The 25,150-nt window shown below is 65.2% G+C and carries 23 protein-coding genes; 10 read left to right on the top strand and 13 right to left on the bottom strand.

All coding sequences use genetic code 11. The features are described 5' to 3' along the window. Nucleotides 1-211: 211 nt before the first annotated feature. The 4 genes from dut to ubiE are packed head-to-tail and all read right to left on the bottom strand — an operon-like array spanning nucleotide 212 to nucleotide 4,508. On the bottom strand, nucleotides 212-670 hold the full coding sequence (gene dut / locus WN72_RS00390) for a dUTP diphosphatase (protein WP_027563890.1): 459 nt from the start codon (nucleotides 668-670) through the stop codon (nucleotides 212-214). Then, a complete protein-coding gene (gene coaBC / locus WN72_RS00385) occupies nucleotides 667-2,118 on the bottom strand; it encodes a bifunctional phosphopantothenoylcysteine decarboxylase/phosphopantothenate--cysteine ligase CoaBC (protein ID WP_027563891.1) in 1,452 nt (483 codons plus the stop codon). Before coaBC ends, dut begins: the two co-directional genes overlap by 4 nt. A gap of 57 nt (nucleotides 2,119-2,175) precedes the next feature. After that, entirely contained in the window at nucleotides 2,176-3,750 is a 1,575-nt protein-coding gene (gene ubiB / locus WN72_RS00380) for a 2-polyprenylphenol 6-hydroxylase (RefSeq protein WP_027563892.1), read from the bottom strand. Beyond that, nucleotides 3,747-4,508, bottom strand: coding sequence for a bifunctional demethylmenaquinone methyltransferase/2-methoxy-6-polyprenyl-1,4-benzoquinol methylase UbiE (gene ubiE, locus WN72_RS00375; RefSeq protein ID WP_027563893.1), 762 nt, complete (start codon nucleotides 4,506-4,508; stop codon nucleotides 3,747-3,749). Before ubiE ends, ubiB begins: the two co-directional genes overlap by 4 nt. Nucleotides 4,509-4,589: 81 nt before the next feature. Between ubiE and mutM the strand changes: the two genes are divergently transcribed. Both mutM and WN72_RS00365 read left to right on the top strand, forming a co-directional pair. Further along, a complete protein-coding gene (gene mutM / locus WN72_RS00370; RefSeq protein WP_092211744.1) occupies nucleotides 4,590-5,489 on the top strand; it encodes a bifunctional DNA-formamidopyrimidine glycosylase/DNA-(apurinic or apyrimidinic site) lyase in 900 nt (299 codons plus the stop codon). A gap of 6 nt (nucleotides 5,490-5,495) precedes the next feature. Beyond that, nucleotides 5,496-6,080: a GNAT family N-acetyltransferase gene (locus tag WN72_RS00365; protein WP_092211747.1), complete on the top strand. Its 585-nt coding sequence runs from the start codon at nucleotides 5,496-5,498 to the stop codon at nucleotides 6,078-6,080. Between the two features lie 230 nt (nucleotides 6,081-6,310). Here the strand turns inward: WN72_RS00365 and WN72_RS00360 are convergent, their stop codons facing one another. Further along, nucleotides 6,311-7,054, bottom strand: coding sequence for a ParA family protein (locus WN72_RS00360; RefSeq protein ID WP_027563896.1), 744 nt, complete (start codon nucleotides 7,052-7,054; stop codon nucleotides 6,311-6,313). Between the two features lie 245 nt (nucleotides 7,055-7,299). Here WN72_RS00360 and ggt point away from each other — a divergent pair, with 245 nt between their 5' ends. Further along, a complete protein-coding gene (ggt, locus tag WN72_RS00355) occupies nucleotides 7,300-8,979 on the top strand; it encodes a gamma-glutamyltransferase (protein WP_092212369.1) in 1,680 nt (559 codons plus the stop codon). A 67-nt stretch (nucleotides 8,980-9,046) separates the two neighbouring features. Here ggt and WN72_RS00350 read toward each other — a convergent pair whose 3' ends face one another. Together WN72_RS00350 and WN72_RS00345 are read right to left on the bottom strand one after the other, a co-directional pair. Further along, nucleotides 9,047-10,528, bottom strand: coding sequence for an aldehyde dehydrogenase (locus WN72_RS00350; protein ID WP_092211749.1), 1,482 nt, complete (start codon nucleotides 10,526-10,528; stop codon nucleotides 9,047-9,049). Between the two features lie 123 nt (nucleotides 10,529-10,651). Beyond that, nucleotides 10,652-12,013 carry a serine protease gene (locus tag WN72_RS00345; protein ID WP_167380558.1) on the bottom strand — a complete coding sequence of 454 codons (1,362 nt, stop codon included), beginning with the start codon at nucleotides 12,011-12,013 and terminating at the stop codon, nucleotides 10,652-10,654. A gap of 156 nt (nucleotides 12,014-12,169) precedes the next feature. On the opposite strand from WN72_RS00345, the gene WN72_RS00340 reads away from it, so the two are divergent. Then, the gene (locus tag WN72_RS00340) at nucleotides 12,170-12,973 is read left to right on the top strand and encodes a HesA/MoeB/ThiF family protein (RefSeq protein WP_092211751.1); all 804 of its coding nucleotides are present in this window, start codon (nucleotides 12,170-12,172) and stop codon (nucleotides 12,971-12,973) included. A gap of 9 nt (nucleotides 12,974-12,982) precedes the next feature. Here the strand turns inward: WN72_RS00340 and WN72_RS00335 are convergent, their stop codons facing one another. Beyond that, nucleotides 12,983-13,990: an aldo/keto reductase gene (locus WN72_RS00335; RefSeq protein WP_027563901.1), complete on the bottom strand. Its 1,008-nt coding sequence runs from the start codon at nucleotides 13,988-13,990 to the stop codon at nucleotides 12,983-12,985. 116 nt (nucleotides 13,991-14,106) lie between these two features. On the opposite strand from WN72_RS00335, the gene WN72_RS00330 reads away from it, so the two are divergent. Next, entirely contained in the window at nucleotides 14,107-15,018 is a 912-nt protein-coding gene (locus tag WN72_RS00330) for a LysR family transcriptional regulator (protein ID WP_092211753.1), read from the top strand. Nucleotides 15,019-15,021: 3 nt separating this feature from the next. Here WN72_RS00330 and WN72_RS00325 read toward each other — a convergent pair whose 3' ends face one another. After that, the gene (locus tag WN72_RS00325; protein ID WP_027563903.1) at nucleotides 15,022-16,023 is read right to left on the bottom strand and encodes a 2-hydroxyacid dehydrogenase; all 1,002 of its coding nucleotides are present in this window, start codon (nucleotides 16,021-16,023) and stop codon (nucleotides 15,022-15,024) included. Between the two features lie 318 nt (nucleotides 16,024-16,341). Between WN72_RS00325 and WN72_RS00320 the strand changes: the two genes are divergently transcribed. Further along, entirely contained in the window at nucleotides 16,342-16,872 is a 531-nt protein-coding gene (locus WN72_RS00320; RefSeq protein WP_027563904.1) for an SH3 domain-containing protein, read from the top strand. A 174-nt stretch (nucleotides 16,873-17,046) separates the two neighbouring features. Here WN72_RS00320 and irrA read toward each other — a convergent pair whose 3' ends face one another. Continuing rightward, on the bottom strand, nucleotides 17,047-17,538 hold the full coding sequence (gene irrA / locus WN72_RS00315) for an iron response transcriptional regulator IrrA (protein WP_027563905.1): 492 nt from the start codon (nucleotides 17,536-17,538) through the stop codon (nucleotides 17,047-17,049). Between the two features lie 354 nt (nucleotides 17,539-17,892). Here irrA and fabA point away from each other — a divergent pair, with 354 nt between their 5' ends. From fabA to fabI, 3 genes are all read left to right on the top strand, one after another. Then, nucleotides 17,893-18,414, top strand: coding sequence for a bifunctional 3-hydroxydecanoyl-ACP dehydratase/trans-2-decenoyl-ACP isomerase (fabA, locus tag WN72_RS00310; protein WP_027563906.1), 522 nt, complete (start codon nucleotides 17,893-17,895; stop codon nucleotides 18,412-18,414). 39 nt (nucleotides 18,415-18,453) lie between these two features. Further along, nucleotides 18,454-19,677: a beta-ketoacyl-ACP synthase I gene (fabB, locus tag WN72_RS00305; RefSeq protein WP_092211755.1), complete on the top strand. Its 1,224-nt coding sequence runs from the start codon at nucleotides 18,454-18,456 to the stop codon at nucleotides 19,675-19,677. 135 nt (nucleotides 19,678-19,812) lie between these two features. Next, entirely contained in the window at nucleotides 19,813-20,610 is a 798-nt protein-coding gene (gene fabI / locus WN72_RS00300; RefSeq protein WP_092211757.1) for an enoyl-ACP reductase FabI, read from the top strand. A gap of 111 nt (nucleotides 20,611-20,721) precedes the next feature. Here fabI and WN72_RS00295 read toward each other — a convergent pair whose 3' ends face one another. The 3 genes from WN72_RS00295 to WN72_RS00285 form a co-directional block, all read right to left on the bottom strand. Next, nucleotides 20,722-21,318: a glutathione S-transferase family protein gene (locus WN72_RS00295; protein ID WP_092211759.1), complete on the bottom strand. Its 597-nt coding sequence runs from the start codon at nucleotides 21,316-21,318 to the stop codon at nucleotides 20,722-20,724. Next, complete coding sequence (locus WN72_RS00290; protein WP_092211761.1) at nucleotides 21,315-21,776, bottom strand: GNAT family N-acetyltransferase; 462 nt, start codon at nucleotides 21,774-21,776, stop codon at nucleotides 21,315-21,317. The genes WN72_RS00295 and WN72_RS00290 overlap by 4 nt, the downstream gene beginning before the upstream one ends. 78 nt (nucleotides 21,777-21,854) lie before the next feature. Then, a complete protein-coding gene (locus WN72_RS00285) occupies nucleotides 21,855-22,781 on the bottom strand; it encodes a hydrogen peroxide-inducible genes activator (RefSeq protein WP_092211763.1) in 927 nt (308 codons plus the stop codon). A 114-nt stretch (nucleotides 22,782-22,895) separates the two neighbouring features. Between WN72_RS00285 and katG the strand changes: the two genes are divergently transcribed. Continuing rightward, a complete protein-coding gene (katG, locus tag WN72_RS00280) occupies nucleotides 22,896-25,055 on the top strand; it encodes a catalase/peroxidase HPI (RefSeq protein ID WP_167380559.1) in 2,160 nt (719 codons plus the stop codon). Nucleotides 25,056-25,150 lie beyond the last annotated feature (95 nt).

The raw sequence follows: 25,150 nt of genomic DNA, 5'->3' as shown, positions 1-25,150 counted from the left end.
CCCCACCGCGACTCCAGCGGTAAGAGTCCAGATCGTGAACGCAAAGGCGGCCCCAAAAAAATGCGGGGCGCGAGGTTCCAGGCTCGCGTCATCCTGCGGGTGATTCGTTTGGGATTGCCGTGGGTTAGCGCGTCACGCGGATTGCCTGCCCCGATGAAGCTGCGCCGCCTTCCCCGCTTGCGGGGGAGGTGAAGCCAGCTCGCGGGCTGCGTCAGCGCCCAGTCGAACCAAAACCGCCGGCGCCGCGATCGGTCGCCGACAATGTCGCCACCGGAACCAGCGCGGCCTGCACCACGGGTGCGATCACCATCTGCGCGATGCGCTCGCCGCGCTTGATCACGAACGGCGCGGTGCCGTGATTGATCAGGATCACCTTGATCTCGCCGCGATAGTCCGCATCGATCGTGCCCGGCGAGTTCAGCACCGTGACGCCGTGCTTGGCGGCAAGGCCCGAGCGCGGCCGCACCTGGGCTTCAAAGCCGGGCGGCAATGCGATCGCAAGGCCCGTCGGCACCAGCGCATATTGGCCGGGCGCGAGCGTCAGCGGCTCGCTCTCTGGAACTGCAGCCATCAAATCGAGCCCGGCGGCCTCCGCGGTCTGATAGGCCGGCAGCGGCAGGCCCTCGGCATGGGCGAGGCGTTGCAGTTCGACCGTGACTTTCGTGCTCAAGATGCGGACTCCAGGGATTTGCCGGTCACGCTCTTTGCGACATGCGCGACCAGTTCGATGGCGACCTGTTCCTTGGTCATCACCGGCCAGGAATCAACAGCAATCTCGCCGTCCTTCTCACCATTCTTGCGGCTGATGAGGTGGACCGTATTGCGGTCGCCGCCCATCACGCCGGTTGCGGGCGAGACGTCGTTGGCGACGATCCAGTCGCAGCCCTTGCGGGCGAGCTTCGACTTGGCGTTGTCGATCAGATGCTCGGTCTCGGCAGCAAAGCCGATCACCAGCGGCGGGCGCTTGTCGGTCAGTTTCGAGATCGTGGCGAGGATGTCGGGATTCTCGACCAGCTGAAGTGGCGGCATGCCGGCCGAGGTCTTCTTCAGCTTCTGCTCGCCCTCATTGGCGACGCGCCAGTCAGCCACGGCGGCCGCGAAGATCGCGATGTCGGCGGGCAGTGCGGCCTGCACCTGCTCCAGCATCTGCCGGGCGGATTCGACATGCTTGACGGTGACACCGGCGGGATCGTCGAGATCGACGGGGCCGCTGACCAGGATCACCTCGGCGCCCGCGGCCTGCGCTGCGGCGGCAATGGCAAAACCCTGCTTGCCGGAGGAGCGGTTGGCGATGTAGCGCACCGGATCGATCGGCTCATGCGTCGGACCCGCGGTGATCAGCACGCGCTTGCCGGCGAGCGGGCGCGGCACCGGCGGCCGCAGCAGCCGCTCGGCGGCGGTGGCGATCTCGATGGCTTCCGACATGCGGCCGACACCGGCTTCGCCCGCTTCCGCCATCTCACCGGAATTGGGTCCGATCAGCACCACGCCGTCGCGCTGCACCTGCGCGACGTTGCGCCGCGTCGCCGCGTTGTTCCACATCAGCGGGTTCATCGCCGGCGCCAGCAGAATCTTGCGGTTGGTCGCGAGCAGGATGGCGCTGGCGAGATCGTCGGCATGGCCGTTCGCCATCTTCGCGATGAGGTCCGCCGTCGCGGGCGCCACCACGATCAGATCGCAGTCGCGCGCCAGACGAATGTGGCCGGCGTCGAACTCGCTCTGGGGATCGAACAGGTCGGTATAGACGCGCTCATGCGAGAGCGCGCTCACCGCCAGCGGCGTGACGAATTGCTGCGCGGCCTTGGTCAGCACGCAGCGGACCTCGACGCGGCGTTCCTTCAGCCTGCGGATCAGGTCGAGCGATTTATAGGCCGCGATGCCGCCGCCGATGATCAGGGTGACGCTGGCCTCTGGAACGGCGCCGGTGCGCTGGGAGACAGGAGCCGGCGCATGATCCGGGGGAGCGGCCATCGGCGTCAGCGGCTCCTCGTGGCCCTGGATCAGCTCGCCCAGGATGATGCGGACCTCTTCCTCGACCGATCTGCGGTTCTTGGCCGAGCGCAGCCGCAAATAGGTTTTGACGCCCTCATCGAGCTTGCGGATGGTCAGGCTTGCCATGACGCCCCTCCAGCACGGAATGATAGCGATGCTATCATCCACGTGATTGCAGTGCAATCACAGATTCCGGACGGCGATCAGGATCCCGATGAAGGTCGCGGCGATGATCCAGAGCGCCACGGTGCGCCAACGGTTCTTGCGGCCCTCGCTGCGGCCCATGGCGGCGATGCTCTCCGGCGACAGCCGGATGCCCTCCCGCGTCATGGTCTCGAGCTGCTCGAGCACCGCGACCGAGCGCTGGGCGATGTCGGGCAGGCGCATCAGCACGCGGGCGAGGTCGCCGCCGCCGGCGAGCGCGCCCTGCACCCGGCCGATCGGACCGAGGTTACGCTCGATCCATTCCCGCACCACGGGGTCGGCGATCTTCCAGATGTCGAGCTTGGGATCAAAGGCGCGCGCCACGCCCTCGACCACCACCATGGTTTTCTGCAGCAGGATCAATTCGGGCCGCGTCGTCATGTCGAACAGGCCGGTGACCTCGAGCAGCAGCGTCAAGAGCCGCGCCATCGAGATCTCCTCGGCGGTGCGGTTGTGGATGGGCTCGCCGATGGCGCGGATCGCCTGCGCGAAATTCTCGACCGAGTGATGCGCGGGCACGTAGCCCGCCTCGAAATGCACCTCGGCGACGCGGCGATAATCGCGGGTGATGAAACCGAGCAGGATCTCGGCGAGGAAGCGCCGCTCCTTCATCCCGAGCCGGCCCATGATGCCGAAATCGACCGCGACCAGGCGGCCGGCCTCATCCAGGAACAGATTGCCCGGATGCATGTCGGCATGGAAGAAGCCGTCGCGCAGCGCGTGGCGCAGGAAGCTCTGGATCACCTTGCGGCCGAGATCGGGCAGGTCGACCTGCGCCTCTTCCAGGCGCTTGTGATCGTTCAGCGCGATGCCGTCGATCCACTCCATGGTCAGCACGTTGTGCGTGGTGCGGTCCCAGTCGACGGTCGGCACGCGGAAATCGGGATCGTCCTGCGTGTTCTCCGCCATCTCGGACAACGCGGCAGCCTCGAGCCGCAGGTCCATCTCCATCGCGACCGAGCGCGACATGGTGTTGATGACCTCGATCAGACGCAGGCGCCGCGCCTCGGCCGAATAGGTCTCGGCCTTGTGCGCGACGAAGAAGAAGTCGGAGAGGTCGCGGCGGAAGCGCGCGGCCACGTGCGGCCTGAGCACCTTGACCGCGACAGGCTTGCAAATGCCATCGCGCAGCACCTCGCCGCGATGCACTTGCGCGATCGAGGCGGCTGCGACCGCCGGGCCGAAGCTGGCAAACACGTCCTTGAGCGGCCGCTCCAGCGACGTCGCGATGGCAGCTTCCGCCTCCGCCTGCGGAAACGGCGGCAGGCGGTCCTGGAGGCTTTCCAGGTCGCGCGCCATGTTGAAGCCGACCACGTCGGGGCGGGTCGCCAGGAACTGGCCGAGCTTGAGATAGGCCGGGCCCATCCGCGTCAGTGCGCGCGAGATCCGCGGGCCCTGCTTGACGCCGCGCCGCTCGACGATGCGCGCAAGCTTCAGCGCAAGCTGGCCGGGCGGCGGCACCAGGCTGGGATCGACCGAGCCGAACACGCCCTCGCGCGCAAATACGAACGCGGCGCGGATCAGGCGCGCAATGTGGGTAAAGGCAGAGATCACAAACGCCAGCCCGAATGCAGAGCGACGATGCCGCCGGACAATGTCTGCCAGCTGACGCGGGCGAAGCCGGCGTCGCGGATCATGTCGGCGAAGGCGTTGGGCTTGGGAAACTTGCGGATCGATTCGACCAGATATTGATAGGACTCGGCATCGCCGGTGACCATGCGGCCGAGCGGCGGGATCACCTTGAACGAGAACAGGTCGTAGATCCGGTCGAGCCCGGGCACCTCGACGGTGGAGAATTCCAGGCACAGGAAACGGCTGCCGGGCCTGAGCACGCGATAGGCCTCGCGCAGCGCAAGGTCGATCCGCGGCACGTTGCGAATGCCGAAAGCGATCGTATATGCATCGAAGCTGCGGTCGGCGAAGGCGAGCGCCTCGGCATTGCCCTCGACGAAATCGACCTGGGTATCGAGATGTTGCTTGGCGGCGCGCTCACGGCCGACGTCGAGCATCCCGGAATTGATGTCGCAGACGGTGGCATGGAAGCCCGGGCCCGCCGCCTTGGCGGCGCGGAACGAGATGTCACCGGTGCCGCCGGCCACGTCGAGCAACGCGAACGGCCGGTCGCCCTTGGGTGGGTTGAGGGTGTTGATCATGATGTCCTTCCAGACCCGGTGCAGGCCACCGGACATCAAATCGTTCATCAAATCATAGCGCGACGCCACGCTGTGAAACACATCGTTCACCAGCGTCTGCTTGTCCCCCAGGGGAACGTCCCTGAAGCCAAAATGCGTGGTTTCGCCCGGCCGATCCATTACTCTACTCCACGAGGCGGACCATAGCCTGCCCGCCGCAATGGCGCTATCACACCGCCCTCATAAGGTGAATGCCTGACCATGCCTGAATTGCCCGAAGTCGAGACCGTCCGCCGCGGCCTTCAGCCCGTCATGGAAGGCGCAAAAATCCTCAAGGCGGAGGCCCGCCGGCCTGATCTGCGCTTTCCGTTCCAGCCGGACTTCGTGGCCCGGCTCAAGGGGCAGGTCGTCACGGGCCTCGGCCGCCGCGCAAAATATCTCATGGCCGATCTCGCCTCCGGCGACGTGCTGCTGATGCATCTGGGCATGTCGGGCTCGTTTCGCGTCGTCAAGCCGGACAACGAGGCGGCCCCCGGCGAGTTTCACTATCCGAGGGGTAAGGACTCCACGCACGACCATGTGCTGTTTCGGATGTCCTCCGGCGCCGACATCGTCTTCAACGATCCGCGCCGCTTCGGTTACATGAAAGTGATCGCGCGCAACGCGCTCGACGATGAGCCGCTGCTGCGCGGGCTCGGCCCCGAGCCGCTCGGCAACGAATTCGACGCCGCGATGCTGGCTCGGTCGTGCGAAGGCAAGACCACGAGCCTCAAAGCGGCGCTGCTCGACCAGCGCGTGGTCGCGGGTCTCGGCAACATCTATGTCTGTGAAGCGCTGCACCGCTCGCATCTGTCGCCGCGCCGGATCGCCGCGACGCTCGCGACCAAGGGCCGCAAGGGCGCTGGCGGCGGCGAGCCGACCGATCACGCGAAGCGGCTCGTCAGCGCGATTCACACCGTGCTGAACGACGCCATCAAGGCCGGCGGATCGTCGCTGCGCGATCACCGCCAGACCTCGGGCGAACTCGGTTACTTCCAGCACTCCTTCAAGGTCTATGACCGCGAGGGCGAGAAATGCACGACGCCCGGCTGCGGCGGCACGGTCAAGCGTTTCACCCAGAATGGCCGGTCGACCTTCTGGTGTCCGAAGTGCCAGAAGTAGCAGGCCATGCAGACGCCGCAGCTCGAGACCGAACGCTTGATCCTGCGTCCGCTGGCGCTATCCGACGCGCCTGCGATCCAGCGCCATTTCGACAATTGGAATATCATCCGGCATCTCGCTGCCGTCGTGCCCTGGCCGTATCCGGCTGATGGTGCGGAGACCTTCGTCAGGATGCAGCTCGGCAAGATTTCAGCCGGCGAGGAGATCAATCATTGGGTGCTGGTGCTGAAGGGCTGCGATAGCGAGGCGATCGGCAACATTCATTTCCGTCCCCGTGCCGACGGCGCCAAAGGCAATCGAGGCTTCTGGCTGGCTGAACCCTACTGGGGCCGCGGCCTGATGACGGAGGCCATCACCGCGGTGAACGATTTTGCATTCCTCACGCTCGGCCTCGATCATTTCTACGTCTGCAACGCTGCCACCAACAAGGCCTCGCGCCGGGTCAAGCAGAAGACCGGCGCGGAGTTTGTCGGCTTCATCGAGCTCGCCCATCACGGCGGGCAGACGAAGTCGGAGAAATGGATCGTGCGGCGGGAGGCTTGGCTGAGTGGCAGGTCCGTGACGCCAGTGGCGAAGCCAGGCGAGATTTGACGCAGTCTAAGTCGTTGTTCGCCGAACGGCGGTTTTGCCCGAGCAGTCAAATATCTACGCCCCGTCACCGAGATGATTCGGTCGAAGGCGGTTCTACTGTGCATGGGGTTGTTTTCGACAAAAACCGCGAAGCGAAGCAATCCGGCCGGGCTGGTGGCCGAATTGCTTCGTCGCTTGGGCCTTTCACCGGATAGCGAGGAGCCCGCCTGTCGCCCGAGCGATCGCCCCGCTCAGGACGCCAGTGTCGTGGTCTCGTCTGCCGCAAGCCCGGCGGCGACGTGCAACACGCCGTTCGCGGCCAAGATGACCTGGTCGATGAGGACGTTGGTCGTGGCCTCGAGCTCGAGCCGGTTCTCGATCCAGCGCCAGAGGCCGCGGATCTCGTCCGCCGACTTGCCGTTCGGCGCGAACTCGCTGACGGCGAGGCCCGAGGCGAGCGAATCCTGGTGGTCGTTGCGCATCACGATCAGGGGACGCGCGAGCACCTCAGCGAGATCGAGCGCGGCCTCCTCGGCGAGCGCGACCGCGGCATTGTCGATGCGCTGGCCGCGGATCGGGGTCTGGTTCAGCACGAAGCTGTAGGGCCGCTTCCAGGCGCGCGCGACGCTCAGCGTCGAGACGGTCGCCTCGATGTCGGCGACGGTCGGGCGGGACGGGATCAGGCAGAGGTCGGAATGGCGGATCGCGGCGGTGGTCACGGCGGACAGGCCGGCCGCGGTGTCGACGATCGCGACTTGGAGGCCGCTGTCGGCCAGCATCTTCAGGCGCGGCTCGTAATCGGCGGCGTGATAGATCGGCTCGACGACGACATCGTCGGTGTTGCGGCGACGCAGCCAGTTGGACAGCGTGCCCTGTGGGTCGGTCTCGATCAGGCGGACGGTGAAGCCGGCCTGCTTGGCTGCCAGCGCGAGGCCGATGGCGAGCGTGCTCTTGCCACTGCCGCCCTTTTGGGTGGCCAGTACGATCGTATGCATGGAAAGTTCAATCCTTTGGAATGCCTGGGTCTTTGGGGTAACGCCACACGCGAACGTGCATCGCTTCTCGATGCTGAGCTCTTCTCGCTCAGGACGTGCCCTGCCCGATCCAAAGGGGACCGCGGATGTCCGAATCAACGGGTACGATGATGGCAGAATCGGGAATGCCAGCCAATCCGTACCATCACTGGACCCGTCGTTGTGCGCGTGATGTGCTGGCCGCCGTGAACAAGAAGGCAGGCGGCATGGGCGGAAATTGGCGCGACCGGACGGCAACTACCTTTGAATGCCAGAAGATGCCGGCGGTTTCGAGCCGCGGCATGGTGGTGAGCAACCACCCGCTGGCCTCCAGTGCCGGCGCCGAGATGCTGGCGGCCGGCGGCAACGCTATCGATGCCGCGATCGCGACCCTGTTCACCCTGACCGTGGTCGAGCCGATGATGGTCGGCATCATCGGCGGCGGTATGGCGCATATCCGTCTCTCCGACGGCAGCCACCGCTTCATCGACGGCCAGAGCACCGTGCCGGCCGCGGTGCGCGACACCACCTACACCTCCAAACCGGGCTCGGCGCACGACGTTTTCGACACTGTCGGCAACGAGAACCTCAACGGCCCGAAGGCGGTCGCAGTGCCGGGCTCGCTGAAGGCCTGGTGCGAGACGCTGCAAAGGTTCGGCACCATGCCGCTCGCCGATGTCATGCAGCCGGCGATCAAGCATGCCGCGCGCGGCTATGCGGCGACGCCTTATCTGCACGAATGCATCAGCGAGAGCGCCGCCGAGATGCGCAAGGACAAGCCGATCGCGGCGATCTACCTGCCTGATGGCGAGCCGCTGAAGGTCGGCGAGCGGGTGGTGCAGGCCGAATATGCCGAGACCTTGCGATATATCGCCGATCACGGCGAGAAGGCGCTGTACGAAGGGCCGCTCGGCGACATTCTCGTCGACTACATGGAGACGACCGGCGGCTTCATCCGCCGCAACGACCTCAGCAATTACAAGACCGTCGAGCGGCAGCCGATCCGCGCCGACTATCGCGGCTGGGCCATCCTTGGCCCGCCGCCGCCAGCGGCCTCCGGCGTGCATATCACGCAGATGCTGAACATTTTGGAGGGTTACGACATAGGCGGTCTCGGCTTCGGCACGCCCGAGACCATCCACTATCTCGCCGAAGTGCTGAAGATCGCCTTCGCCGACCGCGCCGCGGCCAGCGGCGATCCTGACTATGTCGGCGTGCCCGTGGAGAAGCTGACCTCGAAGGCCTATGCCGAGGAGCGCCGTCGCGCCATCGATCCGGCACGGGCGCAGGCCTGGGGCGCCGGCGTGTCGCAGCTCGAAGGCGCGCATACCACGCATATGACGGCGGCGGATGCCTTCGGCAACGTGGTCGCGACCACGCAGACCATCAACAATCTGTTCGGTGCCAAGATCATGATCCCGGGCCTGGGCGCCATCGCCAACAACTACATGAACCTGTTTGATCCGCGTCCGGGCCATGCGCTGTCGGTCGCGCCAGGCAAGCGCGTGACCACCTCGATGTCACCGATGATGGCCTTGCGTGACGGCAAGCTGCGCTATGCGCTCGGCCTGCCCGGCGGGAAGCGCATCTTCCCGAGCGCGATGCAGGCGCTGGTCAACCTGATCGACCACGACATGAGCCTGCAGGAAGCCGTCGAGGCGCCGCGGGTCTGGACTGAGGGCAATGCGCTGGAGGTCGAGCAGACCGTGCCGGATAGCGTGCGTCTAGGGCTCGCCGCGCTCGGCCACGAGGTGCAACCCGTCGCAACCGTCGCCGGCGGCATGAACGGCATCGCCTTCCATGACGACGGCACCATGACGGGCGCCGCCTGCTGGCGCGCGGACGGCACGCCAGTTGGGATTTCGGGTGGGCTCGCGAAGAGCGGGATCCGGTTCAGACTGGGCTAGCCAACACCCGGAAGGTCGGCTCCCTCTCCCGCAAGCGGGAGAGGTGAAGACGCGACATCGCGTTTCGCTACCGCATCACGAACGGATTGGCTGGCACGTCCGTCGCGGTCGAGATCCAGACGCTCTTGGTTTCCTGATACTCGCGCACTGCGTCGATGCCGCTTTCGCGGCCGACGCCGGAGTGCTTCATGCCGCCGAATGGCATCATGTAGCTGATGGCGCGATAGGTGTTCACCCACACTGTTCCGGCGCGCAGCTGCTTTGGCACGCGGATGGCGCGCGCGAGGTCGCGGGTCCAGATGCCTGCCGCAAGACCGTAGATCGTGTCATTGGCGATGCGGATGGCGTCTTCCTCGGTGTCGAAGGCGATGATCGAGAGCACCGGGCCGAACACCTCCTCGCGCGCGATCCGCATCGTATTGTCGACATCGGTAAAGATCGTCGGCTCGACGAACTGGCCGCCGATGATGCCTTCGCCCGTAGCCGGCTTGCCGCCGAGCAGGCAGCGCGCCCCTTCGGCCTTGGCGATATCGATATAGTCGAGGATCTTCTTGTACTGCGCGGGCGTCGTGACGGGGCCGATGTTGGTGTCAGCCTGCATTGGATTGCCGATCTTGGCCGAGCGTGCGAGCTCCAGCAGGCGGTCCACGAACTTGTCCTTGATCGAGCGTTGCACGAGCAGGCGCGATCCGGCGATGCAGGTCTGGCCAGTCGCGGCAAAAATGCCGGAGACGGCACCGGCGGCTGCCGCGGCGAGATCGGCATCCTCGAACACGATGTTGGGAGACTTGCCGCCGAGCTCGAGCGACACACGCTTCAGGCTGCGTGCGGCGGTCTCGTAAACCCGCGCGCCTGTCGTGTCTGAGCCGGTAAAGGTGATCTTGGCGACGCCGGGATGCGAGATCAGCTCGCTGCCGATCTCGGGGCCGAAGCCCGTGACGACGTTGAAGATGCCGTCGGGAATACCGGCTTCCTTCGTCAGCGCCGCAAATTCCAGCGTGCTGGCCGAGGTGAATTCCGACGGCTTGACCACGACGGCGCAGCCGGCGGCGAGTGCTGCGGCGCATTTCCACGCGACAAAGAGCAGCGGTGAGTTCCAGGCGGTCAGCGCCGCGACGACGCCGACAGGCTCATGCGTCGTGTAGGCGAAGGTGTCGACCTTGTCGATCGGCACGAGGCCGCCTTCCAGCTTGTCGACCAGTCCGCCAAAGTACCACCACCATTCCGGATGGTAGCGAAGCTGGCCCAGCATCTCGGCCATCAGCTTGCCGTTGTCACGCACCTCGATCTCGGCAAGACGTTCCGCGTTTGCAGCAACGAGGTCGCCAAGCTTGTGCATGACCTTGCCACGCGCGGAGGCCTTCATTTTCGCCCATGGGCCGCGCCACATCGCCTCATTGGCCGCCTTCACGGCCTTGTCGGCGTCGGCAGCCGATCCGCGGGGAATTTTTGCCCAGGGCTTGCCCTGATAAGGATCAACCGTGTCGAACCACTCGCCATTGGCTGGGTCGACATATTGGCCGTTGATGTAGAGCTGATAGGTCTTCATGAAATCCTCCCGACCGGGCGCATTATGATTGCGGCTGAAGGGGAGGCTATCACGGCTACCATGACTTCGTTGCGGCGGAGCCAGTCACAAAAGTTGCGGCTGCCCTGCGCTTGCGGCGCCAGTCTACTTCCGTACGCAGATTACGCGCACGACGGACGCCTTCGCGTCAGTGGACGTGCCGTTCGCGGTGACGGCGTTCGCTTTCAGGAAATCGCGCACCGTCTCCGCGGAGACCATCACCGCCTGCGATGCCGGCACTGCCGTCGCGGGCCCCGCGACCATCGCCGGCTTCAACAGCGTGATGCCGGCGAACTTGCCATCGCCGTCGATGGTCGGGCCGCCGGAGAAGCCGACCGCGGGCGGCGGTGACAATGCGGAATCGCTCGATGTGACCGGCGCCAGCGCGCCCTTGACGGTCGATATGTTGGCCGCGCCGCCCTGGCTTTGGGGATCGGCGATGCCAATGATATCGACACTCGTCTTCATCCCGCCTCCGGCGAGGCTGAGCGGCTTCAGGCCGCGCGCGCCGTAGATGTGCAGCAGCGCGAGATCGTGCTCCTTGTCCTCGGCGAGGCGGTCGGCGCTGCCATAGCCGGCAATGGTGATCGCGAGGCAGCTATCGGTGACGAGGCGATCCGCGATAATCGCGCCGTCGTCGCTGACGACGATGCCAGTGCCGTATTCGACGGTCTTGCGCGGCGGCGGACCGGCCTGCGGTCCTGACGGGAATGCATTGAACGCACTCGACATCGCGATCACGACGGGCTCGACAGTGTTCTCGGTGGCCTGGTCGTAGAGGATCGTCATGATGCGGACCTCGTCACCCTTGAAGGTGCCGCGGACGTAAAACTTCTTCAGGCCCTGGAGCCCCGACAGCACGAAGAAGTCGGGCTTCACCACGGTGTAGTCGACCTTGCGGCCGGCCGGCTCCTTCTTCTCGGCGTCCGCGAGCTTCGCGGTCGTCGGGTTTGCCTCCTTGCGGCGGCTCAGCAGCACCTGCACGGTTCCGGTCGGCGAGGTCCATTTCGAGCCGTTGGCGTCGGTCACCTGCTGCGGCACCAGCTTTGCGGGAATGCCGAGCCGCGCGCCGCTGGTCATCTCCGTCACGATCTTCCAGCCGACGCTCTCCTGCTTCCGCCGCGCGGTGTCGGCGAGCGCGGCGCGCTCCTGCGGGTTGAGCACGCCGGTCGGCTTGCCGCCCTTGAGCTTCTGGTATTCCTTGATGGCCTCGACCATCCGCGTGCTGACATCGCCAGTGATGGCGCCGTTATACTGGCCGACCCAGGCAAGATCAGACTGGAGCGACAGCCGCTCGCCCTGCGTCATGCCGTCCGCCGTTTCCGACGGCGTCTGGAGGGCGGGCGGCTTGATCGGAACGGTCTGGACGACCTTCGGCTTGGTGCCGGGGACCTGTGGCGTCGTCATCTGGGCGTTCGCAGCCGCGGCAGACGCCAACATCAGTGTTGCCGCAAGCATCGATCTCATGACAAATCCAGCCAGCCCATTGAACGCCATGCCATTGAAGCACATCTCGTTGGTCGCGAACAATGTTGGGGTGGTTCAGGCCTGCAATAAGGGCCAAACCCTCATCCTGTGGAGCCGTTGGCGCCTCCGCACCATGAGGGTTGAGAGGAACGAAGGATGCTGAGCCCGGACGAACTCGAACGCTATGCCCGCCACATCGTGCTGCGCGATGTCGGCGGTCCCGGCCAGGCTGCGCTGAAAAGGGCTTCCGTGCTGGTGATCGGCGCCGGCGGGCTCGGCGCGCCCGCTTTGATGTATCTGGCCGCAGCCGGCGTCGGCACGCTCGGCGTGGTCGACGACGACGTGGTCTCGCTGTCCAATCTCCAGCGTCAGGTGATCCACACCACGCCCGATATCGGCCGCCACAAGGTCGAGAGTGCGGCGGAGCGGATCGCCGCGCTCAATCCGCATGTGCGCTTCGTCGGACACGCCACCTGGCTCAACGCGGATAACGCACTCAGCCTGATCGGCGACTACGATCTCGTGCTCGACGGCTCCGACAATTTCTCGACGCGCTATCTGGTCTCCGACGCCTGCTTCTTCGCGAAGCGGCCGCTGATCACGGCGGCGCTCGGCACTTTCGACGGCTCGCTCACCACCATCCGCGCGCATGAGAGGAACGAGCAGGGCGAATTCAACCCAACCTATCGCTGCCTGTTTCCGGAAGCGCCGCCGCCCGGCACGGTGCCGGCCTGTGCGGAAGCCGGCGTCATGGGCGCGCTTGCAGGCGTGCTGGGCTCGATGATGGCGCTGGAGGCGATCCGCGAGATTGTCGGCTTCGGCGACGGCCTCATCGGCCGCCTCCTGATGATCGATGCGCGCGCGATGCGCTTTGAGACGCTGCGGTACGGACGTGATCCCGCCAATCCGCTCAATGGCGACGGGCCTGTGATCACCGATCTCAGCGCCCATCGCACCTGAGTGCTGGCGCTACCTCGTCGCCGGCTTCTCGCTGTCGAGATGCGCCATCTGCTCGGCCGCGTAACGTGTGCCGGCGGCAACGTTCGGCGGAAATGCCTTGGCCAGCGCCGCGAGATGAGCCGGCGTCAGCGTCACCTTCGTCGCGCCGAGCGCTTCGCTGAGGCGATTGCGGGTGCGGGCGCCGATCAGCGGCACGATCTCCTTGCCTTGCGCCGCCACCCAGGCGATCGCGATCTGCGCCGGCGTGGCGCCGATCTCGGTCGCGATGGCGCGCAACTGCTCCACCAGCGCGAGATTGGCGTCGAGGTTGGATCCCTGGAAGCGCGGCGTCATCAGCCGGTAGTCGCGGCCGGCTTTCCCGGAATCCTTCGTCCAATGGCCGCTGATCAGGCCGCGCGCGAGCACGCCGTAGGCGGTGACGGCGATGCCGAGCTCGCGGCAGGTTTTCAAAATATCGCGTTCGATCCCGCGCTCGATCAGCGAATATTCGATCTGGAGATCGGCGATCGGATGCACGGCATGCGCGCGGCGGATCGTGTCGGAGCCGACCTCGGACAGGCCGATATGCCTGACATAGCCGGCCCTCACGAGGTCGGCGATGCCGCCGATGGTCTCCTCGATCGGCACGTTGGGATCGAGCCGGGCCGGGCGATAGACGTCGACGTAGTCGGTGCCGAGGCGCTGGAGCGAGTAAGCGAGAAAGTTCCTGGTCGCGGCCGGCCTCGTATCCATTCCGGCGAATTCGCCGGCGGGTCCGCGCAGCGCGCCGTACTTCACGCTGATCTGCACCTTTTCGCGCGACACTTCCTCGAGTGCGTCCCGCATCAGCATCTCGTTGTGACCCATGGCGTAGAAGTCGCCGGTATCCAGCAGCGTGATGCCGGCATCGAGCGCCGCATGCACCGTGGCGATGGCCTCGCCGCGGTCGGCGGGGCCGTAGACTTCCGACATGCCCATGCAGCCGAGCCCGAGGGCTGAAACAATAGGGCCGGTTGAACCGAGTTTGCGCTGTTCCATGATGCCTCTCCTCGAAAGGGCGGCTGATCGCGCCGCGTGACGAGGCGAGATATGCGCCGGCGCGATTGCGCCGATAAGCTGGACAATACGGAACGGCTTGTTCACATTAGCGAACAATGGCCGATCCCGACCTGCGCGATCTCGACGTCTTTCTGGCGGTCGCCCGCACCCGCAATTTCCGGCGTGCGGCGGTCGAAATGCGCGCGTCGGTATCGAGCCTTAGCCAGCGGCTGCGGGACCTCGAGGAGCGCCTCGGCGTCCGCCTGATGAACCGGACCACCCGCAGCGTCGCGCTAACCGAAGCCGGCGAGCTGCTGCTGTCGCGCGTCGCCCCGGCGCTGCGCGATGTCGGCGACGCCCTGGATCAAGTGCGGGGCCTGCGCGAGGTCGCCTCGGGCCGGCTGCGCATCAACGCACCGCCGCCGGCGGTCGACCTCGTGCTGGCGCCGATGGTCGGCCCATTCCTCGCCGCGCATCCGCAGGTCGACCTCGACATCGTCTCGGAAAGCGGCTTCGTCGACATCGTGAGCGGGGGCTATGACGCCGGCGTGCGCTACGGCGAGCATCTTGCGCAGGACATGGTCGCGATTCCGCTGAGCGGTCCGCAGAGTTACGTCGTCGTGGCGTCACCCGATTACATCGCGCGTCGCGGCAGGCCGCTCCATCCGAAGGACCTGCTCGAACATGATTGCATCCGCGCCCGTTACTCGAGCGGCGTCATGCACGATCTGGAGTTCGAGAAAGCGGGCCAGATCGTGAAGGTCGATCCGCCGGCAAAACTGATCTCGACGAATATGAATCTTGCGATGCGCGCTGCGCTTGATGGCGTCGGTGTCTGGGCAACGCTCGACGGCTATGTCGGCGATCCCGTGAAGTCCGGCGCGCTGGTCAGCCTGATGGAAGATTGGTGCGAGCCGTTTCCGGGCCCGTTCCTGTATTATCCGAGCCGTCGCCAGACGCCGCCCGCGCTGCGTGCCTTCATCGAGTTCGTCGCGGAGTGGCGCAAGCGCGAAGAGCGCGGGAAGTAAATCTCAAAGCATGCTCGGCAGCACGCGATCCGGCGGCTTGTGGGCGTCGAGGAAGGTGCGGATGTTGATGATCACCTTCTCGCCCATCTCGACGCGGCCCTCGATCGTGGCCGAGCCCATATGCGGCAGCAGCGTCACCTTGCCGGCCTTGGCGAGCCGCACCAGCTTGGGATTCACCGCGGGCTCGTGCTCGTAGACGTCGAGGCCGGCGCCGCCGATCTCGCCGCCTTCGATCAGCTTGATCAGCGTGTCCTCGTCGGTGACCTCGCCGCGCGCGGTGTTGACGATGTAGGCGTCCTTGCGGATCAGCTTCAGCCGCCGCGCCGAGAGCAAATGATAGGTCGCCGGCGTGTGTGGACAGTTCACCGAGATGATGTCCATCCGCGCCAGCATCTGGTCGAGGCTTTCCCAATAGGTCGCGCCAAGCTCCTCGGCGATCTTCGGCGCGACGGGACGGCGGTTGTGATAGTGGATCTGAAGGCCGAAGGCGCGGGCGCGGCGCGCCACCGCCTGGCCAATGCGGCCCATGCCGATGATGCCGAGACGCTTGCCGCCGATGCGGTGGCCGAGCATCCAGGTCGGTGACCAGCCCGGCCACGGCTTTCCTTCGGTCAGGATCGAGGCGCCTTCGATCATCCGGCGCGGCACCGCCAGGATCAGCGCCATGGTCATGTCGGCGGTGTCCTCGGTCAAAACCTTCGGCGTGTTGGTGACGGTGATGCCGCGGGCATGCGCGGCCTCGACGTCGATATTGTCGACGCCGTTGCCGAAATTGGCGATTAGGCGGAGCTTGCAGTCCGGCTGGTTGACGATGTCGGCGGTGATGTGGTCGGTGACGGTCGGAACCAGCACGTCGGCGGTGCGCGCGGCTTCCGCGAGTTGCTCGGCCGACATCGGCGTGTCCTCGAGATTGATCCGCGCGTCGAACAGCTCGCGCATCCGCGTCTCGATCGAGTCCGGCAGCTTGCGCGTCACCACGACGAGGGGCTTTTTCTTCACCGACATATCCTGCCCTCATGAGGCGCTGGGGGCCGCCTCTGTCACCAAAGGCCGGCCGTTCAGGCCTCATTAACCCGGTTGTTCGACACTGCCCTTGCCGTGTCGTCCCCGGCGTTTCCTTCAAGCTCTCCCGACATTTCCGGCCGGAAAATCGGGGCAAACTGGTTGTTCAAGTGCCCGTCCTCTCTAGCAGAAGGCCGGGCCAAGACAAGAACCACGGGTCAGCTTCGGGAACACCCGCGTGGGGCGGGCGGGGTGCACGGCAGAGTTTGGAATTTGGGTGAGGACCTGGCCTGGCCGGGTCTTCGACAGGAGACGGGTTTGATGGCGTTGGGGCGTTTTTGTTCGGTGATGGCGCTCGTTTGCACCTGGTTGGGCGCCTCGGTCGGTCCCTCGCATTCGGCCAAAGACAGCACGCCGCAGACCGCCAGCGGGCTGCCCGTGCCGCGCTATGTCAGCCTCAAGTCCGACCACGTCAATGTCCGCGCCGGTCCGACCAAGGACAACGACGTCGCCTGGGTCTATACCCGCGCCGGCCTGCCGGTCGAAATCACCGCCGAGTTCGAAAACTGGCGCCGGGTGCGCGATTCCGAGGGCGCCGAGGGCTGGGTCTATCACTCACTGCTGTCGGGCCGCCGCACTGCGGTCGTCACCATGAAGCACAAGGACGATTTGGCGCCGATCTATGACCGCGCCGATCCCGACAGCGCGGTTGCAGCAAAGCTCCAGGCCGGCGTCGTCACGCAGGTGAAAAAGTGCGTCGCAAGCTGGTGCCGCGTCACCGGCAACGGTTTTGACGGCTGGATCCAGCAGGAACGCCTCTGGGGCGTCTATTCGGACGAGCAGGTGAATTGACGCAAGGGTCATCCCGTAGCGATGCGCAGCATCAAATCCGGGATCTCGAGATTCTCAGGTGCGCAAGCGCGCACCGTAGTTCGGTGCTGCGCACCGCCCCGGAATGACGACGTGAAACGACAATGGCCGGGACAAACCAGGCCATGACAATCTCAATCCGATCTTGGGACGATCTCAGCGCTTCTTGCGCAGCCGCACGACCATGTCGATGCGGGAGATCTCGTAACCCTCCGGCACCTCCGGCATCTTGGACAGCGCCAGATGCGGATCCTCGATGTCGACCAGCTCATGGCTGTTCTCGAGGTAATAATGGTGGTGGGTGGTGACGTTGGTGTCGAAATAGGTCTTGGTGCCGTCGACGCTGACCTGGCGGAGCAGGCCGGCATCGGTGAGCTGGTTCAGCGTGTTGTAGACGGTCGCCAGCGACACCGGAACCTTCGCGAGGGTTGCTTCCTCGTAGAGCATTTCAGCCGTAAGGTGGCGCGCGCCCTTGCCGAACAGCAGCCAGCCGAGCGCCATGCGCTGGCGCGTCGGGCGAAGGCCGGCCGACTGAAGCATTTCGTTGACGTCATGCCACGGGCAGCCGGTCAGCGCCGGCTGGCGGCCGGACAGAAGGGCCGCCGTGTGGGCATCGTCGTCGTGATGATGCGGTGTATTCTCGCTCATTTCCAGATTTCGGCACGCATTGACACTATCTATCTGCAATATATGGACAGATAGATGCAGATGCAAGTTTCTCGCAACTAGAGAGGTTCTAATTAACCTTGGAACTGGGCGAGGACCCCCGTCATTTTACCTTCATGACAGCGCTTTGCCACCGAAAAGGCCTGTGTTAGAGAGCGCGCGGTTCCGCTGGCCGATTTTGGCGCGGCCAGGCAGGCAAGCCCGGCCAGCAGCCCATCCGGGCGGCCTTGCGGGAACGGCGCCCGACGGTGGCAGTTGGCGTTGCTCTCCGATCGCGACGGGGCCCATTTTCGCCAAAAAACGCCGCTCAATCGGGATTAGAACAGAGGCTCGTGCATGCTGAACAAGCGCAACGGTTACGAATACGAAGATCTGCTGGCATGTGCCCGTGGCGAGATGTTCGGTCCGGGCAATGCCCAGCTGCCGTTGCCGCCGATGCTGATGTTCGACCGCATCACGGAAATTACCGAGACTGGCGGGGAGTTCGGCAAGGGCCTGGTCCGGGCCGAGCTCGATGTGAAGCCCGATCTCTGGTTCTTCGGCTGCCACTTCAAGAACGATCCGGTGATGCCGGGTTGCCTCGGCCTCGATGCGCTGTGGCAAATGGTCGGCTTCTATCTCGGCTGGGTCGGCGGCGAAGGTCGTGGCCGCGCCCTCGGCCTCAGCGAATTGAAGTTCGGCGGCCAGGTGCTGCCCGAGGCCCGCAAGGTTGTGTACAACGTCGACATGAAGCGCGTGATGCGTTCAAAGCTGGTGCTCGGTATCGCCGACGGGTGGCTTTCGGTCGATGACCAGATTATTTATCGCGCCAAGGATCTGAAGGTTGGCCTGTTCAAGCAGGGCACGAGCCTGGGCTGAGCGCATTAGCAAGAAGACAACGATTAAGGCGAGGCTGTCATGAGGCGGGTTGTGGTCACCGGGATGGGCATCGTCTCGTCCATCGGAAACAACACCCAGGAAGTGCTTGCGAGCCTTCACGAGGCGAAGTCGGGCATTTCGCGGGCTGAAAAATATGCCGAGCTCGGCTTCCGGTCGCAGGTCGCGGGTGCACCGACGCTCGATCCTTCGACGGTGGTCGACCGGCGTGCAATGCGTTTCCTCGGCCAGGGCGCGGCGTGGAATCACGTCGCGATGGAGCAGGCGATCCAGGACTCCGGCCTGTCGCCTGAGGAAGTCTCCAACATCCGCACCGGCATCATCATGGGCTCCGGCGGCCCGTCGGCGCGCACCATCGTCGAATCCGCCGACATCACCCGCACCAAGGGCCCGAAGCGCGTCGGTCCGTTTGCAGTGCCGAAGGCGATGTCGTCCACGGCCTCCGCGACGCTTGCGACCTGGTTCAAGATCAAGGGCGTGAACTACTCGATCTCCTCGGCCTGCGCGACCTCGAACCATTGCGTCGGCAACGCCTATGAGACGATCCAGATCGGCAAGCAGGACGTCATCTTCGCCGGCGGCTGCGAGGAGCTCGACTGGTCGCTCTCGGTGCTGTTCGACGCCATGGGCGCGATGTCCTCGAAGTACAACGACACGCCCGCCACCGCCTCGCGGCCCTACGACCTCAACCGCGACGGTTTTGTCATTGCCGGCGGCGCGGGAGTCCTCGTCCTGGAAGAGCTCGAGCATGCCAAGGCGCGCGGCGCGCGCATTTATGGCGAGGTCGTCGGCTATGGCGCGACCTCTGACGGTTACGACATGGTCGCGCCGTCGGGTGAAGGCGCCGAGCGCTGCATGCGCATGGCGATGTCGACGGTGAAGACCAAGGTCGACTATATCAACCCGCACGCGACCTCGACCCCGGCCGGCGATCCGCCGGAGATCGACGCGCTCCGTCGCGTGTTCGGCGCCGGCGAGAAATGCCCACCGATCTCGGCGACCAAGGCGCTGACCGGCCACTCGCTCGGTGCGACCGGCGTGCAGGAAGCGATCTACTCGCTGCTGATGATGAACAACGGCTTCATCTGCGAGAGCGCGCACATCCAGGAGCTCGATCCGGTTTTCGCCGACATGCCGATCGTGCGCAAGCGCATCGACAATGCCAAGATCGGCACCGTACTGTCGAACTCCTTCGGCTTCGGCGGCACCAACGCCACGCTGGTGTTCAGCCGGCTGGATGTGTGAGGCCTTGCGTACGCACTGGTAGTTTTTCGTCATGGCCGGGCTCGTCCCGGCCATCCACGTCTTTGTTACCGGTTGGAAGAACGTGGATGCCCGGGACAAGCCCGGGCATGACGGACAGCGGAGAGTAATTGCGAAATGGAAGGACTGATGAAAGGCAAGCGCGGTCTGATCATGGGCATCGCCAATGATCATTCGATCGCCTGGGGCATGGCGAAGACGCTGCATGCCCACGGTGCCGAGCTTGCCTTCACCTTCCAGGGCGAAGCCCTCGGCAAGCGCGTCAAGCCGCTGGCGGAGCAGCTCGGCGTCGATCTGGTGCTGCCCTGCGACGTCGAGGACATCGCCAGCGTCGATGCGACCTTCGCTGCGCTCCGCGAAAAGTGGGGCAAGCTCGACTTCGTCATTCACGCGATCGGCTTTGCCGACAAGAACGAGCTGAAGGGTCGCTACGCCGACACCAGCCGCGAGAATTTTTCGCGCACCATGGTGATCTCCTGCTTCTCCTTCACGGAGGTGGCAAAACGCGCGGCCGAGCTCATGACCGACGGCGGCAGCATGATCACGCTGACCTTCGGCGCCTCCGAGCGTGCGATGCCGAATTACAACGTGATGGGCCTGGCCAAGGCGGCGCTGGAAGCCTCGGTGCGCTATCTTGCCTCCGATTTCGGACCGCGCGGCATCCGCGTCAACGCGATCTCCGCGGGGCCCATCCGCACGCTCGCCGGCTCCGGCATCGGCGAGGCGCGCGCGATGTTCGCCTTCATGCAAAAGCATTCGCCGCTCCGCCGCGGCGTCACGCTCGACGAGCTCGGCGGTTCGGCGCTGTATCTGCTGTCGGATCTGTCAGGCGGTGTGACCGGCGAGATCCACTATGTCGATTCCGGCTACAACATCGTCCTGATGCCGCGCCCGGACGATTTGAAGCCGGAATAGACGATGCCGTAGGGTGGGCAAAGGAGCGCAAGCGACGTGCCCACCATCTCTCAATAATTGCAGATGGTGGGCACGGCGCGCTGCGCCTTTGCCCACCCTACGAGAGTCACTTCAGCCCGCCGCGATCTTCTCCGCGCGCTGGAACGCCGGCCGCGCCATGCAGCGCGCGAGATAGGCATCGAAGGCCGGGCGCGACGGCACCATCTTGAACAGGCGCACCGCAAAGTTCAGGCCCGAGCCGACCGTGATGTCGGCGGCGGAAAATTTTTCGCCCAGAATCCACGGTCCCTCGGCAAGCGCGGCCTCCAGCACGTCGAACACCTGCGTCGCGCTGCCCCAGGCTGCGGTCGAGGTCGGGATCTCGATCTTGGTGAAGATCTGGATGATGGCCGGCTCGATGCAGCCGGGCGAGAAGAACAGCCATTGCAGATAGCGCGCGCGCTCCGGATCGACAATGTCGGGTGCCAGCCTGGTCTCGGGATAGCGGTCGGCGATGTAGGCGCAGATGGCCGCGGCTTCGCCGAGCGCGGCATCGCCGTCGCTAAGTGCGGGCACCTTGCCCATCGGATTGACCTTGAGGAACTCCGGCGCCTTCTGTGCACCGGTCGAGATGTCGGTCAGCACGCGCTCATAGGGAAGCCCACTTTCTTCCATCAGCCAGAGCGTCGTGAACGAGCGCGAGCGGGGCGACCAATAGAGCTTGATCATGGCGGGATTCCCTTCTTCCACCGGTAATACTTCATCATGAACCCGTTCGACGGTTCGATCTCTTCCTTCTCGAACACAAAACCTTCGCGCTCATACCAGCGCCAGGCCTTCTCGTTCTCGCGAACACAGCGCAGGTATATCTCGTCGGGCATTTGCGTGCGCGAGAAGGCGAGCAGTTTCCGCCCGAGCGATTGCCCCTGGTAGGCGGGCCCGACGAACAGCATGTCGAGATAAAGCTTCGGCAGATGGAGCGCCAGCATCGCGGCGATGGTACCGTCGTCGTCGGCGACGAACAGGCTCCAGCCGTTGTCGATCTCGCGCCGAATCCGCGCACGCAGGTTCGCCAGCAGGAATTCGCTCGCTTCGGCCAGACCCGTCGAGACCCAGCTCTCCATCCAGACGCGGCCGATCTCGTCATATTCGTCGGTGCGGGCGGGGCGGATGATCGGATCAGGCATCGGTGTTCTCGGCTCGATCTGCCCGCCATGCGCGGGAGGTCACTTGAATGATCCCGACTGTCTCGAGAAATTCCCGCTTCAGGCCCGTTGGCTGCGCACGACTTGCTTCGGTCGTGCCTTGCCGGCCGACAGGCACACCACCTCGGAGATCTGCAGGAGCTGACGCGCGAGCGGGCTGGTCTTGCGCCAGACCATGCCGATGGTGCGCGAGGGCTGCGGGTCGCGAAAGCGCGCCAGCGAGACCGAGGCCGAGCGCGTCTCCACCGGCACCGCCATCTCCGGAATGAGTGTGACGCCGATGCCGGCGCTGACCATCTGGACCAGTGTCGACAGCGAGTTGGCATCCAGCATCTCGCGCGGCGGCGCCGATTGCATGTTGCAGAACGACAGCGCCTGGTCTCGGAAGCAGTGTCCCTCCTCGAGCAGCAGCAGCCGCATCTCGCGCATCATCTCGCGTGACGGCACCGGGGTGCCTTCGTCGGAGCCGGGGCGCACCAGCAAGAATTTCTCGTCGAACAAGGCGACCTCGGTGAGCGAGGGCTCCGACACCGGCAGCGCCACGATGGCGGTGTCGAGCCGGCCCTCCACCAGCTCCTGGATCAGCCGCGGCGTCATCGTCTCGCGCACGCGGATGTCGAGCTCCGGATGCAGGCGCGTGAGATTTTTCGTGATCTTGGGCAGCAGATAGGGCGCGATGGTCGGGATCATGCCGATGCGCAGGCGGCCGGCAAAGCGGTCCCGCGACGCCCGGGCGAAATCGCCGAGCTCATCGACCGAGCGCAAAATGTCGCGGACGCGCTGGGCGAGTTCCTCGCCGAACCGGGTCAGCGCCACTTGCCGGGCGCTGCGTTCCAGCAGCAGGCCGCCGAGCGCTTCCTCCAACTCCTTGATCTGCATCGACAAGGCCGGCTGCGAGATCGAGCAGGCCTCCGCCGCGCGGCCGAAATGACCGTGGCGCGCCAGCGCGTCGAAATACCGGAGCTGGCGCAGCGTCAGATTGATCATCAGAAAATCCTATCGCAGCGATCACTAAAGTCAACTTCACCTGATAGGAGGCGGCGCTTAGAGTGGTTCTACCTGGTCAAAGGCGCGAGTTCGACGCCACCAGAGGAGGTAATCATGGATGACACTTCGAAGTGCCCGTTTTCGGGCGGAAAACCCACGCGCGTGAACCGCGACTGGTGGCCGACCCAGCTCAGCATCGAGATGCTGCACAAGAATTCCGACTTGTCCGATCCGATGGGCAAGGACTTCGACTATGCCAAGGAATTCAAGACGCTCGACCTGAACGCGGTCATCAAGGACCTGACCGCCTTGATGACGGATTCGCAGGAGTGGTGGCCCGCGGACTTCGGTCACTATGGTGGCCTCATGATCCGCATGGCCTGGCACAGCGCGGGCACCTATCGCACCACCGACGGCCGCGGCGGCGCCGGCGCCGGTCAGCAGCGTTTCGCGCCGCTGAACAGCTGGCCTGACAACGCCAATCTCGACAAGGCGCGCCGTCTGCTCTGGCCGATCAAGCAGAAATACGGCCGCAAGATCTCCTGGGCCGATCTGATGGTGCTCGCCGGCAACGTCGCACTGGAGTCGATGGGCTTCAAGACGTTTGGCTTTGCGGGTGGCCGCGCCGACGTGTGGGAGCCGGAAGAGCTGTATTGGGGTCCGGAAGGCACCTGGCTCGGCGATGAGCGCTACAGCGGCGAACGCCAGCTCGCCGAGCCGCTCGGCGCCGTGCAGATGGGCCTCATCTACGTCAACCCGGAGGGTCCGAACGGCAAGCCGGATCCGGTCGCCGCGGCCAAGGACATCCGCGAGACCTTCTTCCGCATGGCCATGAACGACGAGGAAACCGTCGCGCTGATCGCCGGCGGCCACTCCTTCGGCAAGACCCACGGCGCCGGCGATCCGTCGCTGGTCGGACCGGAGCCGGAAGCGGGCGCGCTGGAAGACCAGGGCCTCGGCTGGAAGAGCAAGCATGCGTCGGGCCTCGCCGGTGATTCCATCACCAGCGGTCTCGAAGTGACCTGGACCGCGACGCCGACCAAGTGGAGCAACAACTTCTTCGAGAACCTGTTCAAGTACGAATGGGAGCTGACGAAGAGCCCGGGCGGTGCGAACCAGTGGACGGCCAAGGGCGCCGACGCCATCATTCCGGATGCCTTCGACAAGTCGAAGAAGCATCGGCCGACCATGCTGACCACCGACCTCTCGCTGCGCATGGATCCAGCCTACGAGAAGATCTCGCGTCGCTTCCTGGAGAACCCGGATCAGTTCGCGGACGCCTTCGCCCGCGCCTGGTTCAAGCTCACCCATCGCGACATGGGCCCGATCCAGCGCTATCTCGGCCCGCTGGTGCCGAAGGAGACGCTGATCTGGCAGGATCCGATTCCGAAGGTCGACCACGAGCTGGTCAGCGACCAGGACATCGCGGCGCTGAAGAGCAAGATCCTGGCTTCGGGCCTCTCGGTCTCCGAGCTGGTCTCGACCGCCTGGGCGTCGGCCTCGACGTTCCGCGGCTCGGACAAGCGCGGCGGCGCCAATGGTGCGCGCATCCGTCTTGCCCCGCAGAAGGATTGGGAGGTCAACCAGCCGGCCCAGCTCTCCAAGGTGCTCGGCAAGCTCGAAGCGATCCAGAAGGAGTTCAGCACCGGTGCGAAGAAGGTCTCGCTCGCAGACCTGATCGTCCTCGGCGGCACCGCCGCGGTCGAGAAGGCCGCGAAGGATGCCGGCGTCGACGTCAAGGTCGGCTTCACGCCGGGCCGCATGGATGCTTCGCAGGAGCAGACCGATACGGAGTCTTTCGCTCCGCTCGAGCCGCGGGCCGATGGCTTCCGCAACTATATCGGCAAGAAGCAGCAGTTCCTGCAGCAGGAAGAGGCGCTCATTGATCGCGCGCAGCTTCTGAAGCTGACCGGACCCGAGCTGACCGTGCTGGTCGGCGGCCTGCGCGTGCTCGGCGCCAACGCGAACGGGTCGAAGCACGGTGTCCTCACCTCGAAGGTGGGCACGCTGAGCAACGACTTCTTCGTCAACCTGCTCGACATGAGCGCGCAGTGGACCCCGGCGGCCGACGGCAGCTACGAGGCCCGCGATCGCAAGACCAATGCGGTGAAGTGGACCGGCACCCGTGCCGATCTCATCTTCGGCGCGCACTCGCAGCTCCGCGCCTTCGCCGAGGTCTATGCGACCTCGGATTCGAAGGAGAAGTTCGTCAAGGACTTCGCCAAGGCCTGGACCAAGGTGATGAACCTCGACCGCTTCGACATCGCGGCGTGAGTTACTGCACCTCTCCCGCTTGCGGGAGAGGTGCACAGCGCTTCGGACACAAACAAAAAGGGCGGCCTCTCGGCCGCCCTTCGTGTTTCTGATGC

Origin of the sequence: Bradyrhizobium arachidis (assembly GCF_015291705.1) — a bacterium.
Lineage (GTDB): Bacteria > Pseudomonadota > Alphaproteobacteria > Rhizobiales > Xanthobacteraceae > Bradyrhizobium > Bradyrhizobium arachidis.
The sequence above is the reverse complement of the archived record's forward strand: the minus strand, read 5'-3'. Positions and strand labels throughout refer to the sequence as shown.

Bases quoted from the DNA above. Each gene is read 5' to 3' on its own strand.
- coaBC (WP_027563891.1), bottom strand. From the start codon at position 2,118: ATGGCAAGCCTGACCATCCGCAAGCTCGATGAGGGCGTCAAAACCTAT.
- ubiE (WP_027563893.1), bottom strand. From the start codon at position 4,508: ATGGATCGGCCGGGCGAAACCACGCATTTTGGCTTCAGGGACGTTCCC.
- mutM (WP_092211744.1), top strand. From the start codon at position 4,590: ATGCCTGAATTGCCCGAAGTCGAGACCGTCCGCCGCGGCCTTCAGCCC.
- WN72_RS00365 (WP_092211747.1), top strand. From the start codon at position 5,496: ATGCAGACGCCGCAGCTCGAGACCGAACGCTTGATCCTGCGTCCGCTG.
- WN72_RS00360 (WP_027563896.1), bottom strand. From the start codon at position 7,054: ATGCATACGATCGTACTGGCCACCCAAAAGGGCGGCAGTGGCAAGAGC.
- ggt (WP_092212369.1), top strand. From the start codon at position 7,300: ATGGGCGGAAATTGGCGCGACCGGACGGCAACTACCTTTGAATGCCAG.
- WN72_RS00350 (WP_092211749.1), bottom strand. From the start codon at position 10,528: ATGAAGACCTATCAGCTCTACATCAACGGCCAATATGTCGACCCAGCC.
- WN72_RS00345 (WP_167380558.1), bottom strand. From the start codon at position 12,013: ATGAGATCGATGCTTGCGGCAACACTGATGTTGGCGTCTGCCGCGGCT.
- WN72_RS00340 (WP_092211751.1), top strand. From the start codon at position 12,170: ATGCTGAGCCCGGACGAACTCGAACGCTATGCCCGCCACATCGTGCTG.
- WN72_RS00335 (WP_027563901.1), bottom strand. From the start codon at position 13,990: ATGGAACAGCGCAAACTCGGTTCAACCGGCCCTATTGTTTCAGCCCTC.
- WN72_RS00330 (WP_092211753.1), top strand. From the start codon at position 14,107: ATGGCCGATCCCGACCTGCGCGATCTCGACGTCTTTCTGGCGGTCGCC.
- WN72_RS00325 (WP_027563903.1), bottom strand. From the start codon at position 16,023: ATGTCGGTGAAGAAAAAGCCCCTCGTCGTGGTGACGCGCAAGCTGCCG.
- WN72_RS00320 (WP_027563904.1), top strand. From the start codon at position 16,342: ATGGCGTTGGGGCGTTTTTGTTCGGTGATGGCGCTCGTTTGCACCTGG.
- irrA (WP_027563905.1), bottom strand. From the start codon at position 17,538: ATGAGCGAGAATACACCGCATCATCACGACGACGATGCCCACACGGCG.
- fabA (WP_027563906.1), top strand. From the start codon at position 17,893: ATGCTGAACAAGCGCAACGGTTACGAATACGAAGATCTGCTGGCATGT.
- fabB (WP_092211755.1), top strand. From the start codon at position 18,454: ATGAGGCGGGTTGTGGTCACCGGGATGGGCATCGTCTCGTCCATCGGA.
- fabI (WP_092211757.1), top strand. From the start codon at position 19,813: ATGGAAGGACTGATGAAAGGCAAGCGCGGTCTGATCATGGGCATCGCC.
- WN72_RS00295 (WP_092211759.1), bottom strand. From the start codon at position 21,318: ATGATCAAGCTCTATTGGTCGCCCCGCTCGCGCTCGTTCACGACGCTC.
- WN72_RS00290 (WP_092211761.1), bottom strand. From the start codon at position 21,776: ATGCCTGATCCGATCATCCGCCCCGCCCGCACCGACGAATATGACGAG.
- WN72_RS00285 (WP_092211763.1), bottom strand. From the start codon at position 22,781: ATGATCAATCTGACGCTGCGCCAGCTCCGGTATTTCGACGCGCTGGCG.
- katG (WP_167380559.1), top strand. From the start codon at position 22,896: ATGGATGACACTTCGAAGTGCCCGTTTTCGGGCGGAAAACCCACGCGC.